The organism is Rubinisphaera italica (assembly GCF_007859715.1).
GTDB classification, from domain to species: Bacteria; Planctomycetota; Planctomycetia; order Planctomycetales; family Planctomycetaceae; genus Rubinisphaera; species Rubinisphaera italica.
Genome location: NZ_SJPG01000001.1, coordinates 4,691,417 through 4,717,755, shown reverse-complemented (window position 1 = coordinate 4,717,755; position 26,339 = coordinate 4,691,417). Strand labels below are relative to the sequence as shown.

The 26,339-nt window shown below is 49.1% G+C and carries 18 protein-coding genes; 9 read left to right on the top strand and 9 right to left on the bottom strand.

Annotated features, from left to right (window positions below; genetic code table 11):
* Window positions 1–110 precede the first annotated feature (110 nt).
* The 6 genes from Pan54_RS17800 to Pan54_RS17775 all read left to right on the top strand — a co-directional run bounded on the left by Pan54_RS17800 (window position 111) and on the right by Pan54_RS17775 (window position 9,772).
* Entirely contained in the window at window positions 111–1,091 is a 981-nt protein-coding gene (locus tag Pan54_RS17800) for an adenosine kinase (RefSeq protein WP_146504760.1), read from the top strand.
* A gap of 255 nt (window positions 1,092–1,346) precedes the next feature.
* Complete coding sequence (locus tag Pan54_RS17795; RefSeq protein WP_146504759.1) at window positions 1,347–5,174, top strand: DUF7133 domain-containing protein; 3,828 nt, start codon at window positions 1,347–1,349, stop codon at window positions 5,172–5,174.
* Window positions 5,175–5,188: 14 nt separating this feature from the next.
* Window positions 5,189–5,725, top strand: coding sequence for a macro domain-containing protein (locus Pan54_RS17790; protein WP_146504758.1), 537 nt, complete (start codon window positions 5,189–5,191; stop codon window positions 5,723–5,725).
* A 285-nt stretch (window positions 5,726–6,010) separates the two neighbouring features.
* Window positions 6,011–7,099, top strand: coding sequence for a tetratricopeptide repeat protein (locus tag Pan54_RS17785; protein WP_146504757.1), 1,089 nt, complete (start codon window positions 6,011–6,013; stop codon window positions 7,097–7,099).
* 213 nt (window positions 7,100–7,312) lie between these two features.
* On the top strand, window positions 7,313–8,401 hold the full coding sequence (locus Pan54_RS17780; RefSeq protein WP_146504756.1) for a DUF1559 domain-containing protein: 1,089 nt from the start codon (window positions 7,313–7,315) through the stop codon (window positions 8,399–8,401).
* Window positions 8,402–8,677: 276 nt separating this feature from the next.
* A complete protein-coding gene (locus Pan54_RS17775) occupies window positions 8,678–9,772 on the top strand; it encodes a DUF1559 domain-containing protein (RefSeq protein WP_146504755.1) in 1,095 nt (364 codons plus the stop codon).
* 130 nt (window positions 9,773–9,902) lie between these two features.
* Here Pan54_RS17775 and Pan54_RS17770 read toward each other — a convergent pair whose 3' ends face one another.
* From Pan54_RS17770 to Pan54_RS17745, 6 genes are all read right to left on the bottom strand, one after another.
* The gene (locus Pan54_RS17770; RefSeq protein ID WP_146504754.1) at window positions 9,903–10,151 is read right to left on the bottom strand and encodes a GlsB/YeaQ/YmgE family stress response membrane protein; all 249 of its coding nucleotides are present in this window, start codon (window positions 10,149–10,151) and stop codon (window positions 9,903–9,905) included.
* A 50-nt stretch (window positions 10,152–10,201) separates the two neighbouring features.
* Window positions 10,202–10,846 (bottom strand): BON domain-containing protein, encoded by a 645-nt coding sequence (locus tag Pan54_RS17765; protein ID WP_146504753.1) that lies wholly within the window; start codon window positions 10,844–10,846, stop codon window positions 10,202–10,204.
* Window positions 10,847–10,918: 72 nt separating this feature from the next.
* Entirely contained in the window at window positions 10,919–11,920 is a 1,002-nt protein-coding gene (locus Pan54_RS17760) for a hypothetical protein (RefSeq protein ID WP_146504752.1), read from the bottom strand.
* Between the two features lie 74 nt (window positions 11,921–11,994).
* Window positions 11,995–15,693 carry a secretin N-terminal domain-containing protein gene (locus Pan54_RS17755; protein WP_146504751.1) on the bottom strand — a complete coding sequence of 1,233 codons (3,699 nt, stop codon included), beginning with the start codon at window positions 15,691–15,693 and terminating at the stop codon, window positions 11,995–11,997.
* A gap of 248 nt (window positions 15,694–15,941) precedes the next feature.
* Window positions 15,942–16,499, bottom strand: a complete 558-nt coding sequence (locus Pan54_RS17750; protein ID WP_242631363.1) for a hypothetical protein — start codon at window positions 16,497–16,499, stop codon at window positions 15,942–15,944.
* A gap of 651 nt (window positions 16,500–17,150) precedes the next feature.
* Window positions 17,151–18,695: a tetratricopeptide repeat protein gene (locus tag Pan54_RS17745; RefSeq protein WP_146504750.1), complete on the bottom strand. Its 1,545-nt coding sequence runs from the start codon at window positions 18,693–18,695 to the stop codon at window positions 17,151–17,153.
* A 482-nt stretch (window positions 18,696–19,177) separates the two neighbouring features.
* Between Pan54_RS17745 and Pan54_RS17740 the strand changes: the two genes are divergently transcribed.
* Window positions 19,178–20,626, top strand: coding sequence for an IS4 family transposase (locus Pan54_RS17740; protein WP_146504749.1), 1,449 nt, complete (start codon window positions 19,178–19,180; stop codon window positions 20,624–20,626).
* Window positions 20,627–21,072: 446 nt separating this feature from the next.
* On the opposite strand, the gene Pan54_RS17730 is transcribed toward Pan54_RS17740, so the two are convergent.
* The 3 genes from Pan54_RS17730 to Pan54_RS26840 all read right to left on the bottom strand — a co-directional run bounded on the left by Pan54_RS17730 (window position 21,073) and on the right by Pan54_RS26840 (window position 24,703).
* Window positions 21,073–23,223 (bottom strand): S8 family peptidase, encoded by a 2,151-nt coding sequence (locus tag Pan54_RS17730; protein WP_146504748.1) that lies wholly within the window; start codon window positions 23,221–23,223, stop codon window positions 21,073–21,075.
* Between the two features lie 257 nt (window positions 23,224–23,480).
* Entirely contained in the window at window positions 23,481–24,422 is a 942-nt protein-coding gene (locus Pan54_RS17725; RefSeq protein WP_165441837.1) for an ISAs1 family transposase, read from the bottom strand.
* Window positions 24,335–24,703: a transposase family protein gene (locus tag Pan54_RS26840; RefSeq protein ID WP_390621931.1), complete on the bottom strand. Its 369-nt coding sequence runs from the start codon at window positions 24,701–24,703 to the stop codon at window positions 24,335–24,337. The genes Pan54_RS17725 and Pan54_RS26840 overlap by 88 nt, the downstream gene beginning before the upstream one ends.
* Here Pan54_RS26840 and Pan54_RS17715 point away from each other — a divergent pair.
* Window positions 24,627–24,986 (top strand): hypothetical protein, encoded by a 360-nt coding sequence (locus Pan54_RS17715; RefSeq protein ID WP_146504746.1) that lies wholly within the window; start codon window positions 24,627–24,629, stop codon window positions 24,984–24,986. The two genes, Pan54_RS26840 and Pan54_RS17715, sit on opposite strands and share 77 nt — an antisense overlap.
* Before the next feature lie 940 nt (window positions 24,987–25,926).
* Window positions 25,927–26,307: a hypothetical protein gene (locus Pan54_RS17710; RefSeq protein WP_146504745.1), complete on the top strand. Its 381-nt coding sequence runs from the start codon at window positions 25,927–25,929 to the stop codon at window positions 26,305–26,307.
* The last annotated feature ends 32 nt before the right edge of the window (window positions 26,308–26,339 follow it).

Below are 26,339 nucleotides of genomic sequence, written 5' to 3'. Positions count from 1 at the left end.
TCGTGCTTGTAACCCAATATAAATCGACATGGGTGGCTGGGGTCGAAGCGTAGCGAAGCCCCCAGTAAGACTATCGTTCCAATTCGCTACAACAACAGAAATATTTTTCAATGTATAACGTATACGGTGTTGGTAACTCACTCGTCGATATTCAGGCTCATGTCAGTGACGATTTTCTCACGGAATTAGCCTATCCCAAAGGGGGCATGACGCTGGTTGAAGAAGCAATCCAACAGAAGGTCATCGCATCTCTGAATCCCGATAAATTCAGCCGCTGTGCCGGAGGATCGGCTGCCAATACAATGATGGGAATCGCCGACTTCGGTGGCAAAGGAGCCTACGCAGGCAAGACCGCTGACGATGACATCGGTCAATTCTTTCTAAACGATATGCGAAATGTCGGCATCCGCATCGAAGTTCCAGCGACTTCCGGACAAAGTGGAACCTGTGTGATTCTGATTACGCCCGATGCTCAGCGAACCATGCTCACGCATCTCGGCGTCTCTTCAGAACTGGGGCCAGACGACATCGAAGAGAGCGAAATCGTCAAGTCGCAATACGTCTATATCGAAGGGTATCTCTTCACGGGCGAATCGACCAAAGCCGCTGCCATGAAGGCAATTGAGCTGGCGAAAAAGAACAACGTCAAAGTTGCATTCACCGTTTCCGACCCGTTCCTGATCGATCTGTTCCGAGACGAATTCTGGGAATTGATTCACGGACCAGTCGACCTGCTGTTCTGTAACCTCGATGAAGCCCGCGCCCTGACAGGAAAAGATGACCCTGTCGATTGTGCTCAGGAAATTCATCATCATGCCGAAAATGTCGCGATGACTCTCGGAGCAGATGGCTCCATTCTGATGCACGAAAAGAAAGTGATTCCGATTGAAGGAGTCCCAGTCAAAGCGATCGATACAACCGGAGCCGGCGATATGTATGCCGCGGGAATCCTCTTCGGCATCACCAATGGGCTGACCTGGCAACAATCCGGCCACCTCGCTTCCCACGCAGCCGCTCGCATTGTTTCGCAACTGGGAGCCCGACTCGCTCAGCCGTTCACGCAGGAAGAAATCGGCCAGTTGGTGAAATAGTCTTCGATGACGGTGCCACGGCTCTGTGAGCCGTGTTCTTGGATAACGCTTATGGACTTCACGGCTCACAGAGCCGTGGCACACCTTCGTTCAATTCTCTCGCTCGCAGCAAGCAATTTCTTATTCAGGTTTCGCAAAATCTGAATCTCATGCGTGTATTCCGATAGCTCATGCAGTTATGATTTGTGAGTGAACTCACTTCTGGGAGTTCGCCTGCCTAAAAATCAATTTCCCTGCTGAATCACGGATATCCCTATGCTGCGATCTGCTTTAAGCCTGCTCTGTGTTGTCTTTCTGACTGTCACTCATAATTCACGGATCGATGCGGCTGAGAAGCCAATCAAAGCATTGCTGATTACCGGCGGCTGCTGTCACGATTATGCCCGTCAACAGAACATCATTGCCCAGGGTGTTTCTGCTCGTGCCGATGTCGAATGGACCATCGTGCATCAGGGGGGCTCCACCACCGATACCAAAATCCCCGTCTACGAAGACGACAACTGGGCCGATGGTTTTGACATCATCGTCCACAACGAATGTTTTGCGGGTGTGAAAGATAAAGAGTGGACCGATCGAATTTTGAAGCCGCATCAGAATGGGACACCCGCCATTTTGATTCACTGTGCAATGCATTGTTATCGCACGGGGGATGATCGCTGGTTTGAATTTTGCGGCGTGCAGTCTCCGGGTCATGGTCCGCATTATTCATTTCGAGTCGAAAATCTGGAGCCCGAGCATTCGATCATGAAAGGTTTCGGTTCGGAATGGCTGGCTCCGAAAGGCGAGTTGTATCACTCGGTCAAACTGTTCGATACGGCCACTCCTCTCGCACAGGCAAAACGACAATCGGATAACGAACCGCAAATTTGTATCTGGACGAATCAGTATCAGAAAGCTCGTGTGTTCGCGACGACGATCGGCCATTACAACATTACGATGGCTGATCCGCATTATCTCGATATGCTCACACGAGGCTTGCTGTGGGCGGTCGGTCGGGAAGATCAGCCCATTCGAGAAACGGACGAGGAAACCAACGACAAGATTCTCGCACTCGTCGAAGCTCCGCTTGAGCAGGAGTCGGAACAGTCGGATCTCCAAGCCTGTTGTGGAGCCGGGAATCTGGCGTTTGGGCGGAATACGAAAGCGAAGTCTGAGGAAACATCGAAAAACAATTTTGCGAAGAATGCAGTCGATGGAAATCTGAAAACACGTTTCTGCCCGAATGGCGGACAGGCGAACGAGTGGTGGCAGGTGGATCTGGAAAAGCCGGAGGATGTGAAATCGGTTCGCATTCATTGGGAAGGCAATACTGCCTATCAGTACAAAATTGAAGCCTCAGCCGATGGCGATGAGTGGAAAACGATTGTCGATGAATCCAAGAATCAGGAGACACGCAAAGTTTGTGGTCACAAGGTCGATTCTCCTGAAACTCGCTATCTGAAAGTAACCTATCTCGGCAGCAAAAGCGGAGGCTGGGGCAGCTTCTGGGAATTCGAAGCTTATGCAGGCGATCTTCCGGAGTTGCCGAAGGTCTCGGATGAAAAAATCGTTTCCGTCTCCGATGTCAAAGCTCCTGCTGAGTTTGAAGTGCGGGCATTCGGTCTTCCACCGGAAGTGAATTACCCGGTCTGTCTTTCCTGTGCACCGACAGGAGAAGTATTCGTTGGCGTCGATGAAATGGGCTCTCTTGGAAAAGAAGAAGGCCGGGGAAAAATCCTGCGATGTGCAGACCGGGATGGCGATGGCAAAGCCGATGAGATCATCGAATTCGCAAAGGTCGATCATCCACGCGGGTTGATTTACGATCAGGGGAAACTGTGGGTGCTGCATCCACCGAAGTTGACTTTGTTTCACGATGACGACCTCGATGGCAAAGCCGATCGCAGTGAAGTGCTGATTGAAGGAATCAGTACGGATCAGGTCGGTAAGAGGGGAGCCGATCATACGACGAATGGAATTCGTATGGGAATCGATGGCTGGATCTATATTGCCGTCGGTGACTATGGAGTTGTTAAAGCGGTCGGAAAAGATGGAACCACCTTGAACCGACGTGGTGGCGGTATCATCCGTATTCGCCCTGATGGAACCGAAATGGAATTCTTCGCCTGGGGACTGCGAAACATTCTCGATGTCTGTATCGATCCGTATATGAATGTCTTCACTCGCGATAACACCAACGATGGCGGCGGCTGGGATATCCGGGGGACGCACATTCTACAGGGAGCAGAATACGGCTATCCTTCCTGGTATGCGAATTTCGCCCCCGAGACAATGCCCCCTCTGGCCGATTACGGCGGAGGTTCCGGCTGCGGCGGCATGTATCTGCACGAGAGCCGCTGGCCGGAAGGTTTTCGCGATGCACTCTACACCTGTGACTGGGGACGCAGCGAAGTTTATATCCATCGTCTACCCGCTAATGGCCCAACCTTCGATCCCCATCAGGATGTCTTTCTCAACATTCCCCGACCAACCGATCTGGATGTTGATGGCAGCGGGTTGATGTATGTGGGAAGCTGGAAGAATGGCCGCTTTGCTTACGATGGTCCGAATATCGGATTCGTAGCACAAATTCGACCGAAGAACTTTCTGCCGAAACCGTTTCCGGATTTGCAGTCACTCGAACTCGATCAACTCGTTGAACAGTTGCGAGTCGACAGCAGTGTCTATCGCCTGCACGCTCAACAGGAAATATTGAGACGGGGGATTAGCCCAGAAGCGACTACCTTGTTAACTGTACTGGCATCTGACCGTCTCGCTCAGACCGCCTCCCGTGTCGCTGCGATCTTTACACTGAAGCAATTGAACGGCGAAAAATCGAAAGCAACACTTGTTGAGTTAACGAAGGATGAATCGATTCGCGAATTCGCACTCAAAGCATTGACCGATATTCCCTCACAAAACACAAATCTACCAGTCGCTGTTTTTGTGGATGCTCTCAAGGATCCCAATCCACGGGTTCAGGTGCAGGCCTTAATTTCTCTGGCACGATTAAATGTCTCCGATAAAGACGCAGTCGCCCGTCAGGTCTTACCTTTGACCTTACGTACAACGGGCGAACTCCCTCCAGCAAATCGCGATCAGCATAAGCAGGCCGACCCCGGTCGAGTCATTCCGCATCTGGCAGTCCGAACCCTGGTTGCTTTGGATGCAGGCGATGTTTGTGTCGAAGCACTGGATGGTTCCTTCCGTGAAGGAGCCTTGTGGGCCTTAAAGTATTTCCATCAACCTGAGATTGTGAATCAGTTAATCGATAAATTAAAAAAGACCGAACAGCAAGGGGCTCAACAGGAGTTGGTCGCCTTGTTGATTCGCCTCTATTTCCGTGAAGGCGATTACGATGGCGGCTGGTGGGGAACGCGCCCCGATCACAGCGGCCCCTACTTTGATCGAGCCAAATGGTCTGCGACTCCCGCCATTGCTGAAGCTGTTCGAGCTTATTATGAAAATGCCTCCGAGTCTGTTCAGGATGGATTCCTCAAGCAACAACTCGTGCTGCATAAAGTCACTATTGATGGACTGCCAGAGTGGACCGAGTCGGATACAGAAATGATCACAGAGAACAAGCCGATTGCCGTGCCTCAGTTTGATCCGAATAACAAAGACCAGATTGGAAATCTGGATTACGAAGAAGTTGTCAAACGTCTCGAAGCATTGCCCACAGTGAAGAAAGGGAATGCCGGGAAGAAGTTGTTTATCTCGCAATCCTGTAATGCCTGCCATACAGTTCATGAGGGGGAGACACCCAAGGGGCCACACCTGATGGATATCGGGAAGCGTTATAAACGACCCGAGTTGATTGAATCGATCCTCAAACCATCAGCAAAAATTGCTCAGGGATTTGACACCTACATCTTCGTGATGGCCGACGGCAAGCAGCATATCGGCTTCGTGACGAGTGAATCAGCAGAGTCGATCATGATTCGCAAGAACGACGGTGTCTCGGTAGAGCTGTTACAGGATGATATCGATTTCCGTAAAAAGCAGGAACAATCGATGATGCCAAAAGGGATGGTCAATAATTTGACGGCTGAGCAGTTTGCTGAATTGCTGGCTTATCTGGAATCGTTGAAATCCAAGAAGTAAGTGATTTTATCATTATGAAACGTCGGCTCGGAAATTGCATTGTCGAATTGGCCATTGGAGACATCACAGCCGAGCAAACCGATGCGATTGTCAATGCGGCGAATTCTGAACTGGCAGGCGGCGGAGGAGTCGATGGTGCAATTCATGCCGCTGCTGGCCCGACGATTATGCAACAGACACGTAAACAATATCCAGATGGTTGCCCGACAGGGTCCGCTGTGGCCACCAATGGTGGGCTCTTGAATGTGAAATATATCTTCCATACCGTCGGCCCGATCTGGCGTGGCGGCCGCCTCGGTGAAGAAGCCGACCTGCGTTCGGCTTATCGATCCTGCCTGCAACTCGCAATCGATTTCCAGTGCGAGAGTCTCTCCTTTCCAGCCATTTCCACGGGCGTGTACGGCTACCCTCTGGATTTGGCCACAGAAGCAGCTTTGAGCGAAATTCAATCCTTCGTAAAAAATAACGAGGCTCCCCAACGAATTCGCTGTGTCTTGTTCAATGAGGGAATCTACGGTGCCTATGCCCGAGTGCTTGAATCGTGGGAATGAGCATACACGGTTTATGGAATTCTTTGCTTCTACTTGGGGGAGCGGTTTTCTTTCCTTCTCCTTGGGGGAGAAGGTAGCCAAAGGCCGGATGAGGGGATGCCTTCGACGTATCTACAAAAAACACGTCGACTGCCCCTCACCCTAACCCTCTCCCCGGGGGAGTGGGGACTTCATAGGATTCATGAGTTGTTATAGTTTCCCGTCTGATAGGGAATTCATGAGTTACTTCGATGCTCGCTGGGTGGTTCCCTTTCACTGAAAATGGTATGAAATAAATCGTAGTTGATGTCCCACAAGATTTTCAGCAGGGTGCCTGTCGCGGTGAATGATGATTTTGAAAAAGTTCATGAATTCAAATTCCAATGGCTGAATCAAAATGGTCAGCCGACATCGATGTTTCGCAAGAAAGGAAATATCGAGGGGGAGACGATCACTCTTGAAAAGTCGGAAATTCCGATTGCGGCCATTTTCCAGACATTGATCCGCGATAAATCGATGGTGATCACAATCGCCACCGTCGACCCGGCTAATCCTTACTCTTCGCTGCTACTGCAACTCCCTTCTGTCAAAGCCGCCAATGAATTGAAAACGTCGATCGATATTATTCGCTCTGCAATCTGGGCGAAGCAGCATCGGGAAGATCTTCAGAAGAAAGGTATGGGACATACCTTTCGAGCGGGGCAATGTCCACATTGCGATGCAGTTCTCATTTTGAGCGATATGCCAGAAACGCCTCAACTCTATTGCCATTTTTGCGATTCTCTTTCGACAGTCGATCCAACAGCCGAGCCGATTCGCCAGGAAAAAGATTTGCGGATCTGCGAAGAATGCGGCATGTACAGCAAGCCTCAGAAATTCACGATCTTCTATTTTTATTTTCTGCTGGTCGTTTATGGCTTCTGGCAGAAATCGACCTGGCGATGTCCGCCCTGTATGCGTGGTGAAGCCTGGAAAATGGTGTTCGGAAATCTGCTGTTTGTCCTCGGATTTCCCTGGGCGGTCTATCAATTGTTTCGCTCTTACGGGGGAGCCTCAGTTGGAGGTGTATATCGAGGGTTAGATACGGGAAATCTCCGTGCCCGCAAAGGGAATTTGACTGGAGCTCTCGATAATTACCGAGAGATTTTATCCAAGGTCCCGGTCTCCGCAGGCGTTAAATATAATCTCGGAATCGCACTGCTGGGGCAAAACAATCCCAAGCAAGCGGCGGAATCGTTTGAACTGGCTCTCGCCGATTGCAGTAATTACGCCCCTGCCTACGGCCAACTTATTGCTCTATATGAACAACTTGGAGAAACCGAAAAAAGGAAAGCACTGCAAGCGATGTGGGAGGCAGAAGAAGTGGAAAACACGCCTGAAGTTGCAGTTTTGTAGTAAATCTTTGCTTAATCGGCCAAAGTTCGAAGTTTATTGATGCTTTTTTCGAGCTTATTTATTTGCACTTATTGACAGACCAGTAAGCACCGATGTATTATTAATGTTCATATAAGTATATTTGCCCATCAGGTTCAATACGTATCATTCGATTAAGCTGTGGTTCTCACAGTAATTTATTTAGTCCTTTCTTATCTGGAGGAGTATCAACTCATGTCATTGCCCTCTCATGTCAAAACGTCACCACAGAGTCGTTCAGCCTTTACTCTGATTGAGCTACTCGTTGTCATCGCGATCATCGCCATATTGGTAGCCCTGCTATTACCAGCAGTTCAACAGGCACGGGAAGCGGCTCGCCGCAGTTCCTGCAAGAACAATCTGAAACAACTTGGATTGGCGCTGCAGAACTACCACGATACCTATACCGTACTCCCAATGGGCCGTGGTGGTCCAGGGCATCAATCAGGTGACCGATGGTCGGGTCGAGTCCACTTGCTGCCTTATGTTGAGCAGGCTTCTCTTTATGATGCCTGGATGGCACGGGCAACAGCTTCCGGTTACCCTTCGATTCGTCCTTGGGAAGAATGGCAGATCAATGGAATCGTTGTATCTGGACAATACATTCCCACTTATAACTGCCCTTCCGATACCTATCAGAAAGACCAGTTCGGTGGTCAGGGTGGTGCGAATTACATGTTCAACGGTGGGGACAATGGCGATCGTCTCGACGATGCCGATGGTCGTGGAACTTTCACACGCAACAGTGTCTATAAATTGCGCGACATTCTCGATGGGACCAGTAACACAATTGCAATGGGGGAAGCACAACGTCCACGCGGCGGCGGATCTTTGGGAGATGTCGCCCGCCCCAGTGGCAACTTTGACTCTATCGTACGAACGAATCCTTCTGGTTGTCTGGCATTTTTTGATAAAGCAGCTGGAACCTATGTGAACCCAATTCCAGGCGGATCTTTAATTGGTGGAGACCAGAAGCAAGGCTACCGCTATGGAGATGGTGGATCAGTATTTAGTTTCATTACAACAGTACTTCCTCCGAACTCTCCAAGCTGTATGCGTTCAAACAATGACAACGGAGATGCACTGTTGAGTGCAGGGAGTAAGCATTCCGGTGGTGCTCAGTTCGTTTTGTGCGATGGTAGCGTCCGTTTCATCAGCGAGAACATTGACACAGGTGACTTAACAGCTGCACCTCCCGGTGGAACTTCAGCTGCAAAATCTCCCTACGGCATTTATGGTGCCTTGGGAACTCGCTCTGCTAACGAAGTCATTGGCGAATTCTAATTAGACGATTGCTTCGTCGCCTGATTCATTTTGATGACTCCGGTTCCCCTTAACCGGAGTCATTTTAAATTTGAGTTGAAAAAGTTGGAGATGCTGAATTTGCAGGTGGTAGCCAATTTCCATTGACATTTCACTACACTTTGATGTAATGAATTATCGCTTGACTGCTCAGCAATCAGGCTTCTTAGTAAAAGAAATAATGGCATTAAATAGTGATATTACCGTGCTTGGCACAAATTCTTTTTGCGTTTCTTTTTTCTGAAGGAGTATTTACTCGTGCCCTACCGTCCATTAGTCAAATTGCCACGTCTCGGACGTGCAGCATTTACGCTGATAGAACTGCTCGTTGTCATCGCGATCATCGCCATACTGGTGGCCCTGTTATTACCAGCAGTTCAGCAGGCCCGGGAAGCGGCTCGCCGCAGTTCCTGCAAGAACAACCTGAAACAACTCGGATTAGCGCTGCAGAACTACCACGATACCTATACAGTACTTCCAATGGGACGCGGAGGCCCGGGACATCAATCAGGTGACCGTTGGTCGGGTCGAGTCCACCTGCTGCCATACGTCGAGCAGGCCGCACTATATGAAGCATGGATTGCTCAGGCAACCAATCCTGCCTCACCAACAATTGCACCTTGGAATGAATGGACTGTTAACGGAATCGTTGTCACTGGACAATACATCCCAACTTACAACTGCCCTTCCGATACCTATCAGAAAGATCAGTTCAATGGTCAGGGCGGGGCGAACTACATGTTCAATGGAGGAGATAACGGAGACCGACTGGATGATGCCGATGGTCGTGGAACTTTCACACGCAACAGTGTCTATAAATTGCGCGACATTCTCGATGGGACCAGCAACACAATTGCGATGGGTGAAGCTCAGCGGCCACGTGGAGGAGGTTCCTTAGGGGATGTCGCCAGACCATCAGCAGCAGATGGCTTTAACAATATCGTTCGAGTAGATCCATCTCAGTGCCTTGCACTATTTGACAAAGCGGCAGGAACTTATGTGAGTCCTATCCCCAGTGGCCAACTCATTGGTGGTGATCAGAAACAGGGTTATCGATATGGTGATGGAGGCCCTCCATTTAACTTCATTACCACTGTGCTTCCGCCTAACTCACCCAGTTGCATGAGGTCGAACAACGATAGTGGAGATGGACTCATGAGTGCTGGCAGTAAACACTCTGGTGGTGCTCAGTTTGTTCTCTGCGATGGCAGCGTTCGTTTCATCAGCGAGAATATTGACACCGGTAACCTTTCTGCGGCTCCCCCTGGCGGAACCTCAGCAGCCAAATCTCCTTATGGAGTATATGGGGCGTTGGGAACTCGCTCTGGTAATGAGGTGATTGGCGAATTCTAGACGATATCTAGTTTTACGGATTCAAAATCGCCCTCGGTTGCAAATGCTTGCGAGGGCGTTTTTTATGTCCGTAATGCGGGGTACGAAATCATGAAAAGAGTTCTGTCCCGAGTAAAATATCGTGATTTTCTTATCGACTGCGCCCAAGTTTTCTCAGAATCAGTATGAACAAAATGGCCCCTACGGTAGCCGTCACCAGTCGTCCCAGCAGATTGTAGGACGCCAAACCGAGTAATCCGAAAACCAGGCCTCCCAGAACCGCACCGACAACACCAATGACAAGATTCATCAGTAAACCGGAACTGCTGCCTTTCATGATTTTGCTGGCTAACCAACCCGCTGCGAGTCCAATGAGAATCGTGTAGAGTAAACCTAGCATTGTTCGGCCTTTAATCGATGAGGATTGATAGTTTCAATTTTGAATTGATTTTACTGAGGCAGAACAACAATCTGATTGGCGATCTTCTTGACCCCCGGCTCCAGTCTCGCAAAGGCTTCTGCCAGTTTTTTATCACGAGGTGTATTCACAACTCCATTCAAAATCAGCGATCCTGTCTCATCGAAATTGACAGAGACACCTGAAAACTGGGGCTTATTGAGCATTCGGAATGACAACTGGCGATCAACGGGAATCATCCGCGAGCGTGTGAATTGAGTTTGCGGAATATCAAAAGCAATAATTAACACAGGGCGGATTTTACTCTGTTTCGTTGGCTGTCCGCCATTAACATTACTGCCGTTGCGTTGCTGAAAATTCGGTCCCTGTTGGTTCAGTCTTTGTGTCCCGGCCTGTTCATCGCCGACAAACCGCCCCACATTGTCGCTTTGACCGACAAGGCCCTCATTGAATTCTCGTTCGATATTGGCAGAAGAACCGGCATCTGTATTAATCTCTTGCGTTGCAGCGGCTCCTCCACCAGTTGGCCCCGCAGCCGTTCCGCCACCGGCAACACCTCGCCCAGCCGCTCCTCCAGTTTGACCTTGATTCTGAGATTGATTTTGGTTCTGTGCATACGAGGCTGACTGATTAACAATCAGTAAGCCAGCCATCAGCGTGAACAAGAATCTAAGCATGATCAGTATCCCTGGTAATCAGTGAAATTCGACTGACTTTTCATTGGTGTGTTACGAAACTCTTCCAGAATATTATTGCAGCAGAATTGTTTCGACTTTCAATGTGGAAGTCTGTTTTTCTGGTTTTTTCCAGGAATTATCGAACGGATGCTGATCCTGAAAGAGCGTTTTTGCTTCTGAGGTGGTTTCCCCAATGACTTGTGTGGAAAGTTGTTGCTTCGCAAAAGGATGCCTTGATGGTCCTTCTGGTACAGTTTGCGAAACTTCACGATCCCTAGTCACAGGTTTACGTGCTGGCGTGGCGACATTCCAGCTCGTCAACTCAAACTCTGATCGCTCCGATGTTTTGTTTGCATCGAACTGAGAGTACAGCGCATCATCAATAACTGAACTGGAATTCGGACCAGGAGTAGATTGCTCTGAGTTGAGTGTCGTCTTGGCCAGTTGACCTTTCCCTTTTGGGGAAGTCGGAATTGTCGTCACCAGCATAGAGGGATCGGCTTTGACTGACTGAGGAACAATCGTTTCATTTGTCACCACAGTTTTCGGAAGCGAAGGCATTGTTCGACCATTGAGCAGGATGTCTGCCGGGTCGGAAAGTGTGACTTCAGAACTGTTAGCCGTATGTTTGACACGCAAACTGCAGACCGCTCGATGATCTCCCGTTTTCGGATACGGTATAAAAACCTGATAGGCATAGCCAATGTTCGTCTTCGTGCAGTACGCATTCCAGGAACCTTCATCAAACTCATAGATATGTATCGGTTTGCGTTGTTCTTCCGCAGTTCCCTGATCATCAAAGACATAAATTTTCACATTGCCGGTCACTTTAACCGGAGCCTCTTTCCCGTGAGTGAAAAAGAAGACCTGACCTGCAAACCCGCGCGAAGGCAATCCCTGTGGATCCCGTCCTTCGCCTGGCTGCCACAGTCCCATGATACTTGCTACTGAATCGTAAGGATCCTCAGCCGCCCAGAAGGTCAAGGCCGACATATTGACTGCCGCACAACCGCTTAACATCACGATCAGCATTGCTGCTGATATAATGGAAATCGATATTTTTTGGTTAGACATGGAAACTCTCATTCCAAACAGACGGTAGGTCAGACACTGTCTGACATGCTAAAAACGGAACGACACCTGACAAATCAATTCTTGAGTCGCACTTGTCCTTTGGTATTTTGCGAGTCCGGCTTTTTGTAGAGTGGATATCGTTTCCAGGGAATTCCCGAAGGAGTTTTCTGGGGAACCTGCTGATGAGACATCGGCTGGAGTTGTCCCGGGGCAACCATTGTTCTCGGAATACTGTCCTGCGTTTCCTGAGTCGCTTCTTCTCGTGAAGACTCCAGATCATCCGACTCCATTTCCATTGGCAACGGAGCCAGTTCAGGATGCTTCTCCCAATCGACTTCAGCCGGAGACATTGGCGATTCGAACGCGTGTGGGTCGGGAATACCGAAGATCGGGCCGTGAATTTCTTCAAACTCTTCCCGGAAGAAGTGAATACGACCCGCTTCGACTTCCTTCACCATTTCGTTGGTTTCATCGTTATGAATGATTCGCGGGGTGAGGAAAATGAGTAACTCTGTACGGATGTTGGATTCTGAATCGAATCGGAACGCACGACCAATAATCGGCAAGTCACCCAGCCAGGGAACTTTCCGAATGGTGGTATCTTCGGTTTTAGAAATCATGCCACCCAGCACAATTGTCTGTCCATCACCAACACCCACAGTGGCCCGGGCGACGGAGATGTTCTTAATCGGAGAGTTAATCGTATTCCCGTTTTCGGCATCAACAAAAATTGGCACTCCACCCGCTTGATAGGCACTTCGTTCGGCAACCACTTCCATTACGATTTGACCATCCGGTTTCACACGAGGTGTGACCGAGAGAATAATCCCCGCTTCGTCGTATATGATATTGGGGTTCGCCACTCCGTTCGCGGTGATGTTTACACCGTTGATAATCGGAACTTCCTGACCCACTTGAATCTGAGCCAGTTGACTGTCGACCGTTCGAATTTGCGGACGGCTCAAAACCTGCACATTCCGCTGCTGTGCCAGGGCTCGTATCAATACGCTGACCGATTCTGAACTAGCTGAAAGGACCAGCCCACCAAAGCCAAGATCTCCATTGACTCGACCGACACCAAAGTTGGCCAGACCTTGTCCAGCCACAAGATTCGGTTGGGAAGCCGGTCCGGTATTGTTGCCCAGGTTAGGATAGATCGACGGGTTGTTGAATAAAAATCCGGGAGCTCCATCCTGAGAAACAATTTGCTGAGAGGTTGTCTGAATGTTCTGGTTTGTTGTGGTATTCGTAACGGTCAAGAGGTTGTCGATCACGCTGCGGTCAAACAGAATTGAATCCTGAAATCCGAGTTCCACGCCAAATTCATCCAGATTGTTCAACTCCACTTCCACAAGTAATGCTTGAATGACAACCTGAGCTGGATCGCAATCGATTTGCTCGACCACCGCCATGATCTCCGCAAAATACTCCGGCGTGGCACTAATCAACAGATTGTTACTGAGTGGTTCAGGAACAATAATCACCTCGCGCTCCAGCAGTTCGAACGAACTGACAAGTGCGGGATCAATCGAGTTCAATTCTCGTTGCGATTCCAGAAACAGATTGATCGCCTCGGCTGCATCGGCCGCGGGCACATTTCGCATTTCGATGACTTGATTGATTCGCTTTTTCGGAGCCGCATTGTCAAGACGAAGTAGAATTGCCTCGACCACCGTCAACGCATCGCGGCCACCAATCGCCAGAATGCTGTTGCTGCGAACATCGACAGAAAACCGAAGCGGTAATAAGGTGCTTCCTGAATCACTTGTTCCTGCAAGATTCACACCGACTGGACTCTCGGCATTGTTCTCATCAAACAATTCCTGTAGCAGGGTTAACGAAGCAGCGGCATCAGCATGTATCAGTGTGAAGACTTTCACTTCCGCTTCTGCATCAGAAGGCTGATCGAGTGATTGAATCAGTGCAGTGATCAACGGCAATGATCGTTCCGGAGCAATCACAGTCAAACTGTTAGTGCGTGGATCGGCCGAGATGCGTACGTCTGAGAGGATCCCTGATCGAACAAGTTCTGCCTGTGTGCCAGAGCCCGCCAGGAATTCGAGGACAAATGATTTCGGCTGATTATTCTGCTGCTGATTTCCCTGCTGCGTCGACTGTCGTGGATTCAACGCTTCATCGAGTGCAGTATTAATGAACTCTGCCAGTTCCTCGGCGACAGCATTTTTTAAGGGGATAATTTGCAGACGTGAAATCGCATGCGATTCATCTTTATCGAGATCGTGAATCAGCTTACTGATTTCTTTCAGATCGCGAGGATCGGCTTGCACAATCAGCGAATTCGTACGTGTATCGGCTGTTATCCGAACACGAGTTCCCAGGCCGGGACGCTCTTCATAAAACTCTTCAATCACGGTAACCGCTTCAGCCGCACCTGCATTTTTCAAACGGAATAACTGGAGTTGTAGTTTCGGATCGACTTCCTGATCGAGTTCGTCAATCAACTGCTTGACCGCTTCCATTTCAATCGATGGAGCGACAATCAAAACCGCATTTGGTTGGACGACCGGAATCAAATTCACCGGCCGATTCTGACGACTGGCTCGTTGATCGGTCGATTGCACAGACTCATAAACACTGTTGAGCAGTGTTGCCAATCCTTCGCTGTTGACCTGTGTCAAATAACGCAAATGAATTTCCGGAGTCGTCCCGGCACTCATCGTTTCGATAGCACGAACAATCTGCATCACCGATTCCACATCGGCTTCGTTACCACGCAAAATCAACAGCCCCAGTTCGTTCAATGCTTCAATGCTCACATCACCACGAATCTGATCGAGAATTGCATTTAAGTCGGCTGACGGTCCAGGCTGTGCTGGATTTTCGGGAGTCGGCTGTGTGGGACTGGTTGGGGCTTGTTCATTCTGCGTAGCAGCCTGTTGAACCTGCGCCAGGATTTTCGGTAGTTGTTTGCTCGTCGCTTCGTGAACTTCCTGAGGCGCAAACATCACTTCGGTGGATTTGTCTTTCGGAGTCGCCCGACTTTTGTCGGCTGCCTGATCCAGAACATCCATCACTCCAACCAGTTTCTCACGGGCAGCTTTCTCGGCAACCAGAATAATTCGATTGGACTGCTGATCGATTCCCATCGTGAATGTCACAGGAAGAGTTTTCCCATCACTCGGAACAGAAACCTTAAACGCAGGCAACCCGAGTGGACCTTCTTCAATCAACTCGGCATGGTCCCCGTAAATATCATAAACTTGCCGCGCCAGAGCAGTCGCATTGAGAAACTTGGGTTCAATCGCCAGCGCTTCTTGAGAATTCTTCTCAGAAGCGGCAGTGACTTCCTCAAATGCAGCTTGTTCAATCCTCTGGGCTGGAATTTGTTTCGAAGTCTGAGTCATCTGAAGATGTGACACTTCGCCAGATTTCTTGACGGTATTGGGATCTTTTGTCTCATTGACATACGGAGAATATCGCTGCCGAAACTGATCATCTTCCAGGACAATCAGAAACTTGCCCTTGTCCATAATACGAAATCCAGTCGATTCCAATTCCTGATTGAGAATCTGAATCGCATCGGCTGGCGTATAGGGATTGCGATCGTAGCGACTCAAACGACCTCGTGGAGCCTTCGGCATCACCAGTTGCTGGCCGGTGTCTTCGGCCAGTTCTTTCAGAATGCTCGACCAGCTTTTGCTCACAAATCGCAAATGGATTTCGGGCGTATTTTCCTCACCAATTAACCGCGCAGGCTGCAAGACAAGACATAAAATTGCCGGCAAGCATATTTTGAGAATCAAGTCCCGCATGGTGGACTCCGTAATTGCCTGAACAGGCAGATGGGGTAAACTAGGAAGGGATCATGGGTGTCGATTCGGGAGAATCGGCAGGGGGGTTGTCGGTTGTATCGGTTTTAACGACGACTCGACTCTAACCTAAACACCGCTTCCACTCAGAGAGACCGCAAGTTTTCCAGAAACTTTGAAATTTAAGAGGAAATGCAGGTGTGAGCAGTTGAGCAAGATATCTGCCTCAATGATTGGTCAATCAGGAGGCTCTACTGAGCTTGCAGTTCGAGCAGGATTGCTCGTTCAAGATCGAGATCTCGACCTTGAGGAATCCAGCCGGAGGGGCGGGATTGACCCAATACAGGTGTCAGATCTCGCTGTAGTGGAGAAGTCTCCTGAAATGTCGCTCCTCCGGGAGAATTGGCGGTGATCGCATCAATATCTTCCAGCTCTTTCAGAGCCACCACTTGAATCGCATGCCCGCCTGATTTCACAGGGGAAACGGTAATCACGACTTTCCGCCGAATGGTTTGCAGCGTACTTTCCAGACGATTCGACCAGCCCACCGATTCCTTGTGCCAGGGTTCGAGCAGACCCGAGCCTGTTCGATACTTCGTTTCGATGGTACGTGCCTGTCGATTTTCCCGCTCGATTTCAAAGTGAAATCCATGCAAAACATCAATCACACGCTCCCACGCCACTTCCTGGGAAGTAGCCGAGACGACAAGTGGGTTCGGAACGGTCGCGCTCGCCCGAGGCCGCATCTGCATGGCAGCGCAGCCGGAGATCATCGCGAACAGAAATAATCGGGTGAGAGTTCGAGTCACACTGAAACGAGCCAGTTCGTTAGTTGGAGAAATTCCGCCAGAGAAACAAGGCAGAGTTTCGTAGAATCCCGATTTCAGAGCAAGAGGAATTCTGCTGAGACAATAGGATTTTGGGAACTGGCTGGTCGAAAGATTATGTCAATTGTATTTATTACAATTTTATAGCTAGTTGGTACAGGAGTATTTTCTCAATCTCTTGAATGGAATCTCCCTTCACAGCGAGTCCCAATTTTGCCAGTGTGCACATTTCTACCTGCTGGCTCAAGAAGAACTTGGGTGGGGTAGCCTTCAGAGGCTGGGCAAATAATTTCAAATGATTCTCAAGAAGGGGAATGCTAATGCAGGAAATTTGACATAACTCTCAATCACCCACCGTCAACCTCTTGTAGCTTCACCACACAATTAGCTGCTTCGCATCAACCTGTGCCACCCGCCGCGGGAACTGATTTGAAGTGATCGCAATGTGAAACTCAATGTGATCTATTTTTTAATGCAAGGGTTGGTACCCGACTAGTACAGTCGAATTGCCACGAAAGATTTTTCCGAAGTCATCCACGTTCCCTTCTGCGAATGCGCAGCCCAGTGGGAGTTTTATATAGACCTTCAGTGTCATATTTCACAGTAAAATATTAACGTATTTGATCCAGGATTTCATCGTCGCTGTAGCCGGAGCAATTTTATTGCCTCTGTGCTTCCATTCTTGGCAGATTCTCTCAGCCACTCCATTGCGTTTATTTCGTCTTTATTCAAGCCAATCCCTCTGGCATACATTGTACTAATAATAAACTGGGCATCTGCATCATTCTGGTTGGCTGCCTTTAATAGCCATTTTGCAGCTTCGGTCGAACTCTGCTTAACCCCGTCTCCACTGTAGTAAAGGAGGCCAAGATTATATTGAGCGGTTTTTTCACCTTGTTCAGCTGCCAGCTGGAAATACTCATGAGCTTGTTCATAATTATGTTCAACGCCGCTGCCATTGAAATAAATCATTCCAAGATTGGTCTGAGCATTCGCATTTTTCTGTTTAGCGGCTTTCTGATACCAAGCCATTGCAAGTGAAATATCTTTCGGAACGCCGCGTCCGATTTCATAGAGATATCCGATCTGAAATTCAGCGTCTGCATATTGCTGTTCCGCAGACAATCGATACCATTTGGCCGCTTCTTCGTAGTTTTGATCGACCCCTTTTCCGCTTTGTAACAAAATGCCCAGCAAATACTGGGCTTTCGAATGATTCTTTTCAGCTGCTTTCCGATACCACTTCGCAGCCGTGCTGTGGTTTTGCTCGATACCCTCTCCGTTATGATACATCGTTCCCAACGAGTAAATGGCTTGCATGTGATTCTGATCTGCGGCTTTTCGATAAAACGAAACGGCCAGCTCGTCATCAACATCGACGCCTATTCCATGATCGAACATGGATCCCAGCATGTATTGAGCTTTCGCGAATCCTTGCCTTGCCGATTTGCGAAACCATTTCTCTGCTTCGGTGTAGTCTTTTTGAACTCCCTCTCCACGGTAATAACAATGGCCCAAATAGCATTGCGCCTCTGCATGCCCCTGCAAGGCCGATTTGCGATACCAATTGGCAGCGATGGCATCGTCTTTCTCTACACCGGCTCCAATGCTATACATGTCTCCCAGATTACACTGAGCTTTCGCATCTCCCTGTGCAGCTGACAAACTGAACCACTTAATCGCTTCAAGTTCATTAATCTCAACCCACCGGCCTGTATGATACATCACGCCAAGACTATTCTGGGCATTAACTTGTTTTTGGAAAGCTGCCTTTTGAAGCCATTTAAAGGCCTGCTCGTCATCCTGCTCTACCCCTAAGCCTTTAACGTATTTTACTCCAAGGTTGTTTTGAGCTAAGGCATTCCCTTGCTCGGCAGCAAGTCGATACCATTTGATCGCTTGCACATAATCCTGAGTAACTCCATTGCCAAAGTCGTACATTTCACCCAGCCAGCACTGAGCATCGATGTGTCCTGCCAAAGCCGCTTTGCTGAAGTACCGAGCCGCTTCTTTGCCATTCTTTTCAACCCCATCTCCTTCGAGATATTTGATTCCCTGGCGATAATTGTATTCGATTGAACCGGTCGCATGCTCCTCTTCCTGATCCGAACTGAATACAGAGACATTCAGAAAACCGAATAGTAAAAGAGTAAAAATCGGAGGAAAGATCGTCTGCATGCTATCAAATCTCTAAGCAAATCATTCTGAACGAGAATTACTATATAACGTCCGTTCAGCATATCTGACAAAAGCAGACACATCAACTTACGTTTATTGAGAAAGTGGGATTTATTGCTCCCATTTTTCGTCACAATAAAATCGGGGTGCGGGACAGGAACTTCCTGATGAACTTGATTCCTGGCGAACTCTGTCGACTTGCCGGGGCCCATACTCAAACTCGTTTGAGCATGCAATGTGCGAATGAATTCAATTCAACGGGCCAGCCGCGTAGAAATGTACTCACAGGGTGCCCCAACCGACTTTGTCGGCTTGTCTTTACCCACATATTTACAAAGTCGTGCCGGGGTGTTTTGCATTTTCCGAAAATCTTAAGTTCTTACTTCTCAAAGACATTCATCATTTGAGCAGCATTCTGGAAGTCATTTGGTGCGAGAATTGCTCGGTCAACTCTGGCCCGTGAGGATCAATGCGGGTGGGGTATGGTGACGGGACGGGACACCGCTTCGAAAGACGTTTACAGCATTAAGAGTCTTTTGCAGGGATGCAGTCTTGTGGCAATCTGCGAACTTGATGTCAATCGGTGGGCCGAACTTAACTTTGGAACTTGTGATCTGGGAGATGCACGGCGGACGCGGCGAGCGGTCAAAGTGGCACGACTGATGGCCGAGCATCCCGATGGCAGCACGCCGGCACAGTGCGAGCGATGGGCGGATCTGAAAGCCGCTTACCGATTATTTGATTGCGATGAGGTGACCTTCACCACTCTGGCCGAACCGCATTGGCAACAGACCAGAAAACAGGCACGCCGAACGGTTTTACTGATTGGCGATACGATGTCGACTCACTTTGAGTTTCGTCGACAGATTGAGGGAATGAAGCAGGCCAGGAATGGATCCGCACGTGGCTTTCTCCTGCACAATTCGATGATGGTCTGCGCGGCTTCGGGCGAGATTATTGGGTTGGCAGGACAGGAACTGTTCTATCGGCAACCGGCTCCGAAACAGACTTCCTTTCAACGGAAGAAACGCGAGCGGGAGTCCGAAGTCTGGGGACGCGTGATCGATCTTGTCGGCCCGCCGCCTGAGCAAACCCGGTATGTGCATGTGTTTGATCGGGGAGCAGACAACTTCGAAGTTTTCTGCCATCTTGTTGAGCAGCGATCCGACTGGGTGATTCGAGCCGCTCAGATGCATCGGGCCGTGACCGATCCAGACGGTCAACGCGTGAGCGTAAACGACTTACTGGCTCAGCAACCGGTGTGGGGAACGTATGAGTTGGAAGTGCGGGGATCTTTCCGATCTCCGCAGCGAACGGCGAGGCTGGAAGTGTGTGTCGCCGAGGCAATCCTTCCTCGCCCCAAACGTATGACTCCGTATCTGAAACAGGTCGGCCTTGAGGAAATTCGTCAATCGGTGATTGAGGTGCGGGAAATTGATGCCCCCGCTGGTGTTGATCCTTTGCGCTGGGTGCTGTGGACCTCGTTACCGGTTCCTTCATTCGCGGCGGCCTGGCGGGTGATCGAGTATTACGAGCGCCGTTGGTTGATCGAAGAGTTTCATAAGGCGATCAAGACGGGGTGCCGTCTGGAGTCGCGTCAGTACTTGAAATCACAACGTCTCGAAGCGTTGGCTGGAATGATGAGTGTGCTGGGGGTGCGTCTGGTTCAAATGAAAATGCTCGCCCGCTCGCAACCGGACCATCCTGCCGAACAGGTTGTCCCCAAGGTCTGGCTGGAGATGCTGCGTGTGCTGCGGAAGGGATCAAAGATTGACACGCTCCGCGAATTCTTCCGCCAACTGGCGGGACTGGGCGGACATCTGCTTCGTACAGGAGATGGCGAACCCGGCTGGCTGACCATCTGGTGCGGTCTCGACAAACTTCTGCTGGCGATCCGTGGCTATGAAGCCATGCGAAAAAGATATGGGTAAAGACAAGGCTCAGTAGGGCAGGCTCCTGCCTGCCTTTCCTGAATGGTGTTTACGATGGTTCTCCGTAATCATCCCTCGTATTTGAAATTTTGATTGGCGGATGATTTTTGCACTCCCAGTCCTCAGGGTAGACTCCCTGCTTCACCCAACGATTGAAGCTTGTCGCTGCCAATCTTTCGGACACTCAACGAGTTTGTGTTTGACGAGATTGTAGTGGAGGTCATCGAAGTGAGCTTCAAAGGCCAATCTCGCTGACATTCGCGGATGGCATCGCCGAGAATCATTCGGTTTTCAGCGAGTTGAAATCATCAACGTTGGCGATGAGTGACCTCCGTAAAGAAATCTATCCCGCCAGGGATAGAGGGGCGTCGATAATTTGGCATCCAAACGACCTTCCACACAAGGAAGGCAGGCAGGAGTCTGCCCTCCTTGACTGTTGCATCGGCCTACGATTCAATATGAGTCTCTATTACTGATTTGATTTTTAGCTCGATTTCTGTGTAGAAATCCACTTCTTCGCTGTCTGTTTCTAGGGAGACAACAAGGGAGTATCGAGCATCTTTTTCCCAGCAGTTTAAGTGTTTTCGTTCCTTCCACCATCCTGAAACTGGATAAACGGCCAGCACACCAGAGCTAGCGAGATCCGCTGCAGTACCAGTCCAAACATCAGAATGAACTGAGCCTTTTTTGCGATACCAGCTTCCTAATGTCCATTTTTGTTCATCAGCAGGAGACGATTCATTGTCGTCATCTTTCTGAGCTTCGGCACTGATACGTGCTTGAAATTCAGCCGTAGTTTCTCCCGGTCGTTTAACGTCGAATCTCAGACCATGTGATTGATAGCGATGCTTGCGAATCCAACCTCTTTCGCCAGGGTTTGGCTCAATAAAGTAAGACAACGTAACCCGCATAGTAACATCTGCATCGAAAAGTTGTGTCAAGACTGAATTAGGCCAGGGTAACTCATGCAGATGCATATGTTTTGTCTTAATTTCTGAGCCAACTTTGTGATACGGACGAAGAGATTCTTCAATCACCATAGTTGCAGCATTACCAACACTAGACATGGCCTTGGTAAGATTTGGCACTCCGTAACCATAAGTACGTAATCGTGCCACCTTCTTCCTTTTCTCATCCGGGAATTCCTCCATCATTTTGTCTGTCCATCGAGCTGAATGAATTAACAAAGCACGTATTGTTTCTGGCCACAGTTTTGGATATTTGCTCCAAATCAGAGCAGCGTAACGAGATGCTAGTGCTGTGGCAGCACTGGTATCTCCTGTCGTAGTAAGTTGAGCGGTTCCGGTCCCCATTCTTGTTGTCAGCAGAGAAAGATCGTCCAGAAAGTCAGCATCGCCATTGGCTGGATAGATCGCGTTGTTGCCACCTTCCATAACAATATCTGGTTTAAACGGCCATGTGATATTCCATAAAGTTGATGTACGACTGGAAGGACTGAGGCTGTCAGCTTCGGCAATTGTGTTCCAATGTTGAACTACTGGGTCATTGATGGTGGTTTTTTGAGTCATCGCTCCAACACTGATTGCATTCCAAGCCTGATTTGGATCTTTGACAGGACGATGTGCGTTTATGGAGGGGTAATTTATTCGCTCGGTTAGTGGTTCAATATTTCCAGCAGACACGCAAACCAATCTTCGAGGAGCGTCTTCAGATTCTGCTCCAGCACAAAGACCATCTATGGCTGCAGACCACGACGAAGGAAGTCCCTCCTCGCATCCGTCATTAGAGGTAACAGTAAGACAGAATGCTCGTTGGACACTGGATGATGCGATCTCAATCTGCGACATGGACTGTGATGTAATTTCGCCGTACAGATCTGGATCATTGGCTCTCTGAATTGAAAAGATCTTGACCGACTCAAGGCGATGACCGAGTATTACCGGATCAGTTGAATTGAGATGCTCGTTCAGGCAACCATACAACGCCAGTCCGGCCATTTCGGTTCCGTGCCCATCAACGTCGACACCATTACGATGTGGTAACACATACAGAGCATGTTGAGCGTCGATTGCTCTTGTTAACAGTGGATGTCCCGCTTGGATGCCCGTATCAAGATGACAAACCGCAGGGGCCGTCGCAGGAGGGGGCGTGGTTCGAATGAGCAGTTCGTTGATGAAATCGATATGATCAAGAGGGGCGAGATCAAGAAATTCGCTATTCGGGATACGAGCAAGGCGAATCTCAGCGAGGATTTCGAACAATCCTTCTACCTGAGTAAGTTTTTCTAGCGATGTCGTCACAAGCAGAATAATTCGTTCCGGAAAAACTATGCTTCGATCGGTTGTATTAATTCCGGCACGGTTTGCTCGAGCTTTGAATCCTGCGATTTCGTCGTCCCTGCTGTTATTGCTCCGTCTAATCCAGATTTCATAATTGCGATCGTCTACAGCCTTCGGCATGTCATGATTGTCAGTCCAGAAGGACCTGATCGTCGCCAATCGTATATGATTGATACTCTCAGTGAGTTTTTTTTCTTTAGGTTTTCCGGATCGGGGGTCATCTTCGAAGCAATACCGTTCAAATGCATTAAGAAAGATGCTTTCTTTACCTACCGGAATAAAGACGGTTGCCATCATTATTCCATCAACTACTCGGGAATTCAGAAGTTCAATTCCACTTTGTCGGCGTTCAAGACTCTTCAGAGCAAGTTTCAAGCCGTCATTACTCTCGAACTGAAGAGTCGTTCCCTTAGATTTGGCTGTTGCTGGGGAAGCGTTCTTTGCCTTTTTCGCACACTCCGTGATCTCACTTATTAACCGCTGTCCATGTTGAACTCTGGATATTCCATCTGGAAGTTTAAGCTTGGGCTCACCACCAGGGCAATCGCATGAGATTATGCCTGATTTCCTGTTAAATATCGCAGTAAGTTCTCGGAATTCCAGCTCGCGGTGAGTCGTTTCGAGCGGATGCTCATTTTTTCGTCGGTGTATCTCTTCAAAATTGTCAGTGCTAATCGGCGGAAGATCGCTGCATTCGCCGCTCCCTCGCCTTTGCGGATTCGGCTTGTATCTTCTGCAAAAGTCACATCCAAACTCCAGTGCATCTGGTTCTCAATCTTCCAGTGGTCCCGAACGTGCTTAGCCAGGGCTCGCACTTTAGGCGGCAGGCTGGAGATGAAGTAGATCAACTCCTGCGACGTCTTCCCATTGACCGTTCGTTCGCGGTACACCATGCCGATCGATTTGACATCGACCCACCCGAGTTGTTTCACTTCGGCTGGGGCAGGAAAGACGATGTAGCGTCGATATTCGTCCCGTCCTCCGTTTGATTCCCGTGTCGTATGACGCCGAACTTTGGGATGCTGAAAGTCGTTCTCAGAAAGCTCCTCAAACTTCTGATTGATAAGCTCATACAACTTCGGTTGATTCCCCTTGACGGTCATCACGTAGTCCGCGTTTTTGCCACGCAACTGCCGGGCTACCGACTTGTTTGCATGAGCCGCATCGACAGTCACAACGGCTCCCGATAGCTCCAGCAGCTCAATCAACTTCGGCATCGCTGTCTTCTCGTTCGTGCCTTCCTCGACCGGTAACTGTCCCAGGCACAAATGCAGATCACCCGCCCAGGCCGTCACAACATTTAAAGCTCCCTTGCCAGCAACTTTGTCGAAACTCCGTCTGAGAACTTTACCATCCAGATGCACGCCCTGGCCGGCGAGATCACTTTGCAGGGAATCCACCCACTTGATCAAGCATTCCGAGAATGCGACCGGATCGAGTCGTGAGAAGACTCGACTGAACGTATCGTGCGAGAAAATTCCATCTGGCAACAGCACAGGCAGAGAATACCGCTGAGCGAAACATATTTCTTGAGGAACTTGAGATGATTGCGAGCATAGATTTTAATCTCCGTCCAATGATCGCAATTAGCAACCGCCCCGCAGAGAGCCAGAAAAATCATATCGCTGAGCGAATGAGTAACTTTGTAGTCCTCTCGTGGATCAGCCAGGTCTTCAAAGAAAAGTAAAAATGACAACGGATTGGAAAATATTGCAAATACCTTGGTCGAAGTTGCAAAAGTCCTTGCGCACAACGAGACCCTCGTGGCCTCAAACACCGAGACTGGTAAGATGCATTTCCAGTGCCATTCTCATCCGATTGCCCTGATTGCGGAGAATATGTCATTATCCGAAATCGATGAATATGGAGACCCTGGTAATTGGTCGTACAATGGTAACAAATCAGGAAGTCCTGCCCCAGCGACATCATCAGATGCACCTGCAGGAACTCTAAAAGTCTATGAGAGATGGTCAAGTGAGTATGGAGACATCCTAGAAGGACATTACTTTAGATATCTTGATGGCTCAATTGACAACATCAAAATATCTGAAGCAACTTAGTATTTTTTGAATATATTTACACGTTTTTTGATTTAGGAAGGAAGCGGACTTGAAACGTAACGACCCAAGCATTGAGGATTTGGAGCGAGCCAATAATTTCACAAAATCTGATTGTCCTCGACGGTACTGTTGGTGGTGGGTTAGTACTGCTTTTGAATGGGATTTATCAACCTCTGAGGGGTGCACTCGCCTCATAGACCCCCCTTCCAGCTGGAAAAATAATGACGTTCCATGCTGTAGGTGCTCTGAAGAATCTAACCATGATCACTTTGAACCTAGAGAACCATGTATTGAAAAAGACGGAGCGGACATGCAAAAGTTTTGTTAGCCGGATGGTGGCCCGACCGACTCCGTCGGTTGGGTGCTGAAAGCACACGAGGCTTTGCCGTTCGCTCTCCCTGTCTATTTAACTGCAAATTTATCGTTCGTCTCCCAGTTACCCAAGCGTTCAAACGACCTTCCACAGAAAGAAGGCAGGCAGGAGCCTGCCCTACTTGACTCAAATTTGTTTGAGCAGGCAATGCGAGGGTAGGTAAGTAGGGTGCGTCTCGACGCACCTTTCACCCGAAGTTATTGAACCCCTCATCATACCAAATTGGTTGGCCTAACTGATGAACTGGGCGTACTTAGAACGTCTGAAATGGATCGTAGATTGGTTCTGCAATCATTGCAAGGTGCGTCGAGACGCACCCTACGAAACTAAAAGATATCGTGGCGATTTGAATTCATGGGATCATTCTTGAAGAGTCTGACTCAGGCATGTACGCTTATTGGTGTTGTGAAGATTGCGGTATATTTTCTTTGGATCATCAGCGTTCTGTGACAAAGAGCCTATGCATTCTTCTAAAGTTAAGTATTGTATCCGTGCTCGACCCAATAAATGCGGTAAAACTTTGCCGTACTTCGGCGGTCGAATACCTGTTAGGCCACTTCACACCTCATGTCTCAGTCACATCGCAAATACGAAGAGATTGGTGAGTGGAGCCACGAGGTTGTCGAGCGGGCTTTACGTGATGACGACACAGAGGTATTGCTTCGAGCAGTTATCGGTGTTTCGATGCACCATGATGACTGGCGTTACGCCCAGGGTTTGTGCGTCCGGCTTTCCACGCACCATCACTTCAACGTGCGCGGTAACGCTGTGCTTGGTTTCGGCCACATTGCTCGCGTTCATCAGCAACTCGACCGAGCCACAGTTCAGCCGATTATTGAGGCTGCATTGCGTGACACCAACGATTACATTCGCGGTCATGGTCATGATGCAGCGGATGACACGGCGCATTTTTTAGGATGGAGTTATGATGAGAAGCCAGTGGCCTAACCTGTCGCCGGAGCCAACAGCCGATGTGCGCA

Excerpts from the sequence above, each read along its gene's own strand:
- Pan54_RS17800 (WP_146504760.1), top strand. The coding sequence starts at position 111 with ATGTATAACGTATACGGTGTTGGTAACTCACTCGTCGATATTCAGGCT.
- Pan54_RS17795 (WP_146504759.1), top strand. The coding sequence starts at position 1,347 with ATGCTGCGATCTGCTTTAAGCCTGCTCTGTGTTGTCTTTCTGACTGTC.
- Pan54_RS17790 (WP_146504758.1), top strand. The coding sequence starts at position 5,189 with ATGAAACGTCGGCTCGGAAATTGCATTGTCGAATTGGCCATTGGAGAC.
- Pan54_RS17785 (WP_146504757.1), top strand. The coding sequence starts at position 6,011 with ATGTCCCACAAGATTTTCAGCAGGGTGCCTGTCGCGGTGAATGATGAT.
- Pan54_RS17780 (WP_146504756.1), top strand. The coding sequence starts at position 7,313 with ATGTCATTGCCCTCTCATGTCAAAACGTCACCACAGAGTCGTTCAGCC.
- Pan54_RS17770 (WP_146504754.1), bottom strand. The coding sequence starts at position 10,151 with ATGCTAGGTTTACTCTACACGATTCTCATTGGACTCGCAGCGGGTTGG.
- Pan54_RS17765 (WP_146504753.1), bottom strand. The coding sequence starts at position 10,846 with ATGCTTAGATTCTTGTTCACGCTGATGGCTGGCTTACTGATTGTTAAT.
- Pan54_RS17760 (WP_146504752.1), bottom strand. The coding sequence starts at position 11,920 with ATGTCTAACCAAAAAATATCGATTTCCATTATATCAGCAGCAATGCTG.
- Pan54_RS17755 (WP_146504751.1), bottom strand. The coding sequence starts at position 15,693 with ATGCGGGACTTGATTCTCAAAATATGCTTGCCGGCAATTTTATGTCTT.
- Pan54_RS17745 (WP_146504750.1), bottom strand. The coding sequence starts at position 18,695 with ATGCAGACGATCTTTCCTCCGATTTTTACTCTTTTACTATTCGGTTTT.
- Pan54_RS17740 (WP_146504749.1), top strand. The coding sequence starts at position 19,178 with ATGGTGACGGGACGGGACACCGCTTCGAAAGACGTTTACAGCATTAAG.
- Pan54_RS17730 (WP_146504748.1), bottom strand. The coding sequence starts at position 23,223 with ATGATGGCAACCGTCTTTATTCCGGTAGGTAAAGAAAGCATCTTTCTT.
- Pan54_RS17710 (WP_146504745.1), top strand. The coding sequence starts at position 25,927 with ATGTCTCAGTCACATCGCAAATACGAAGAGATTGGTGAGTGGAGCCAC.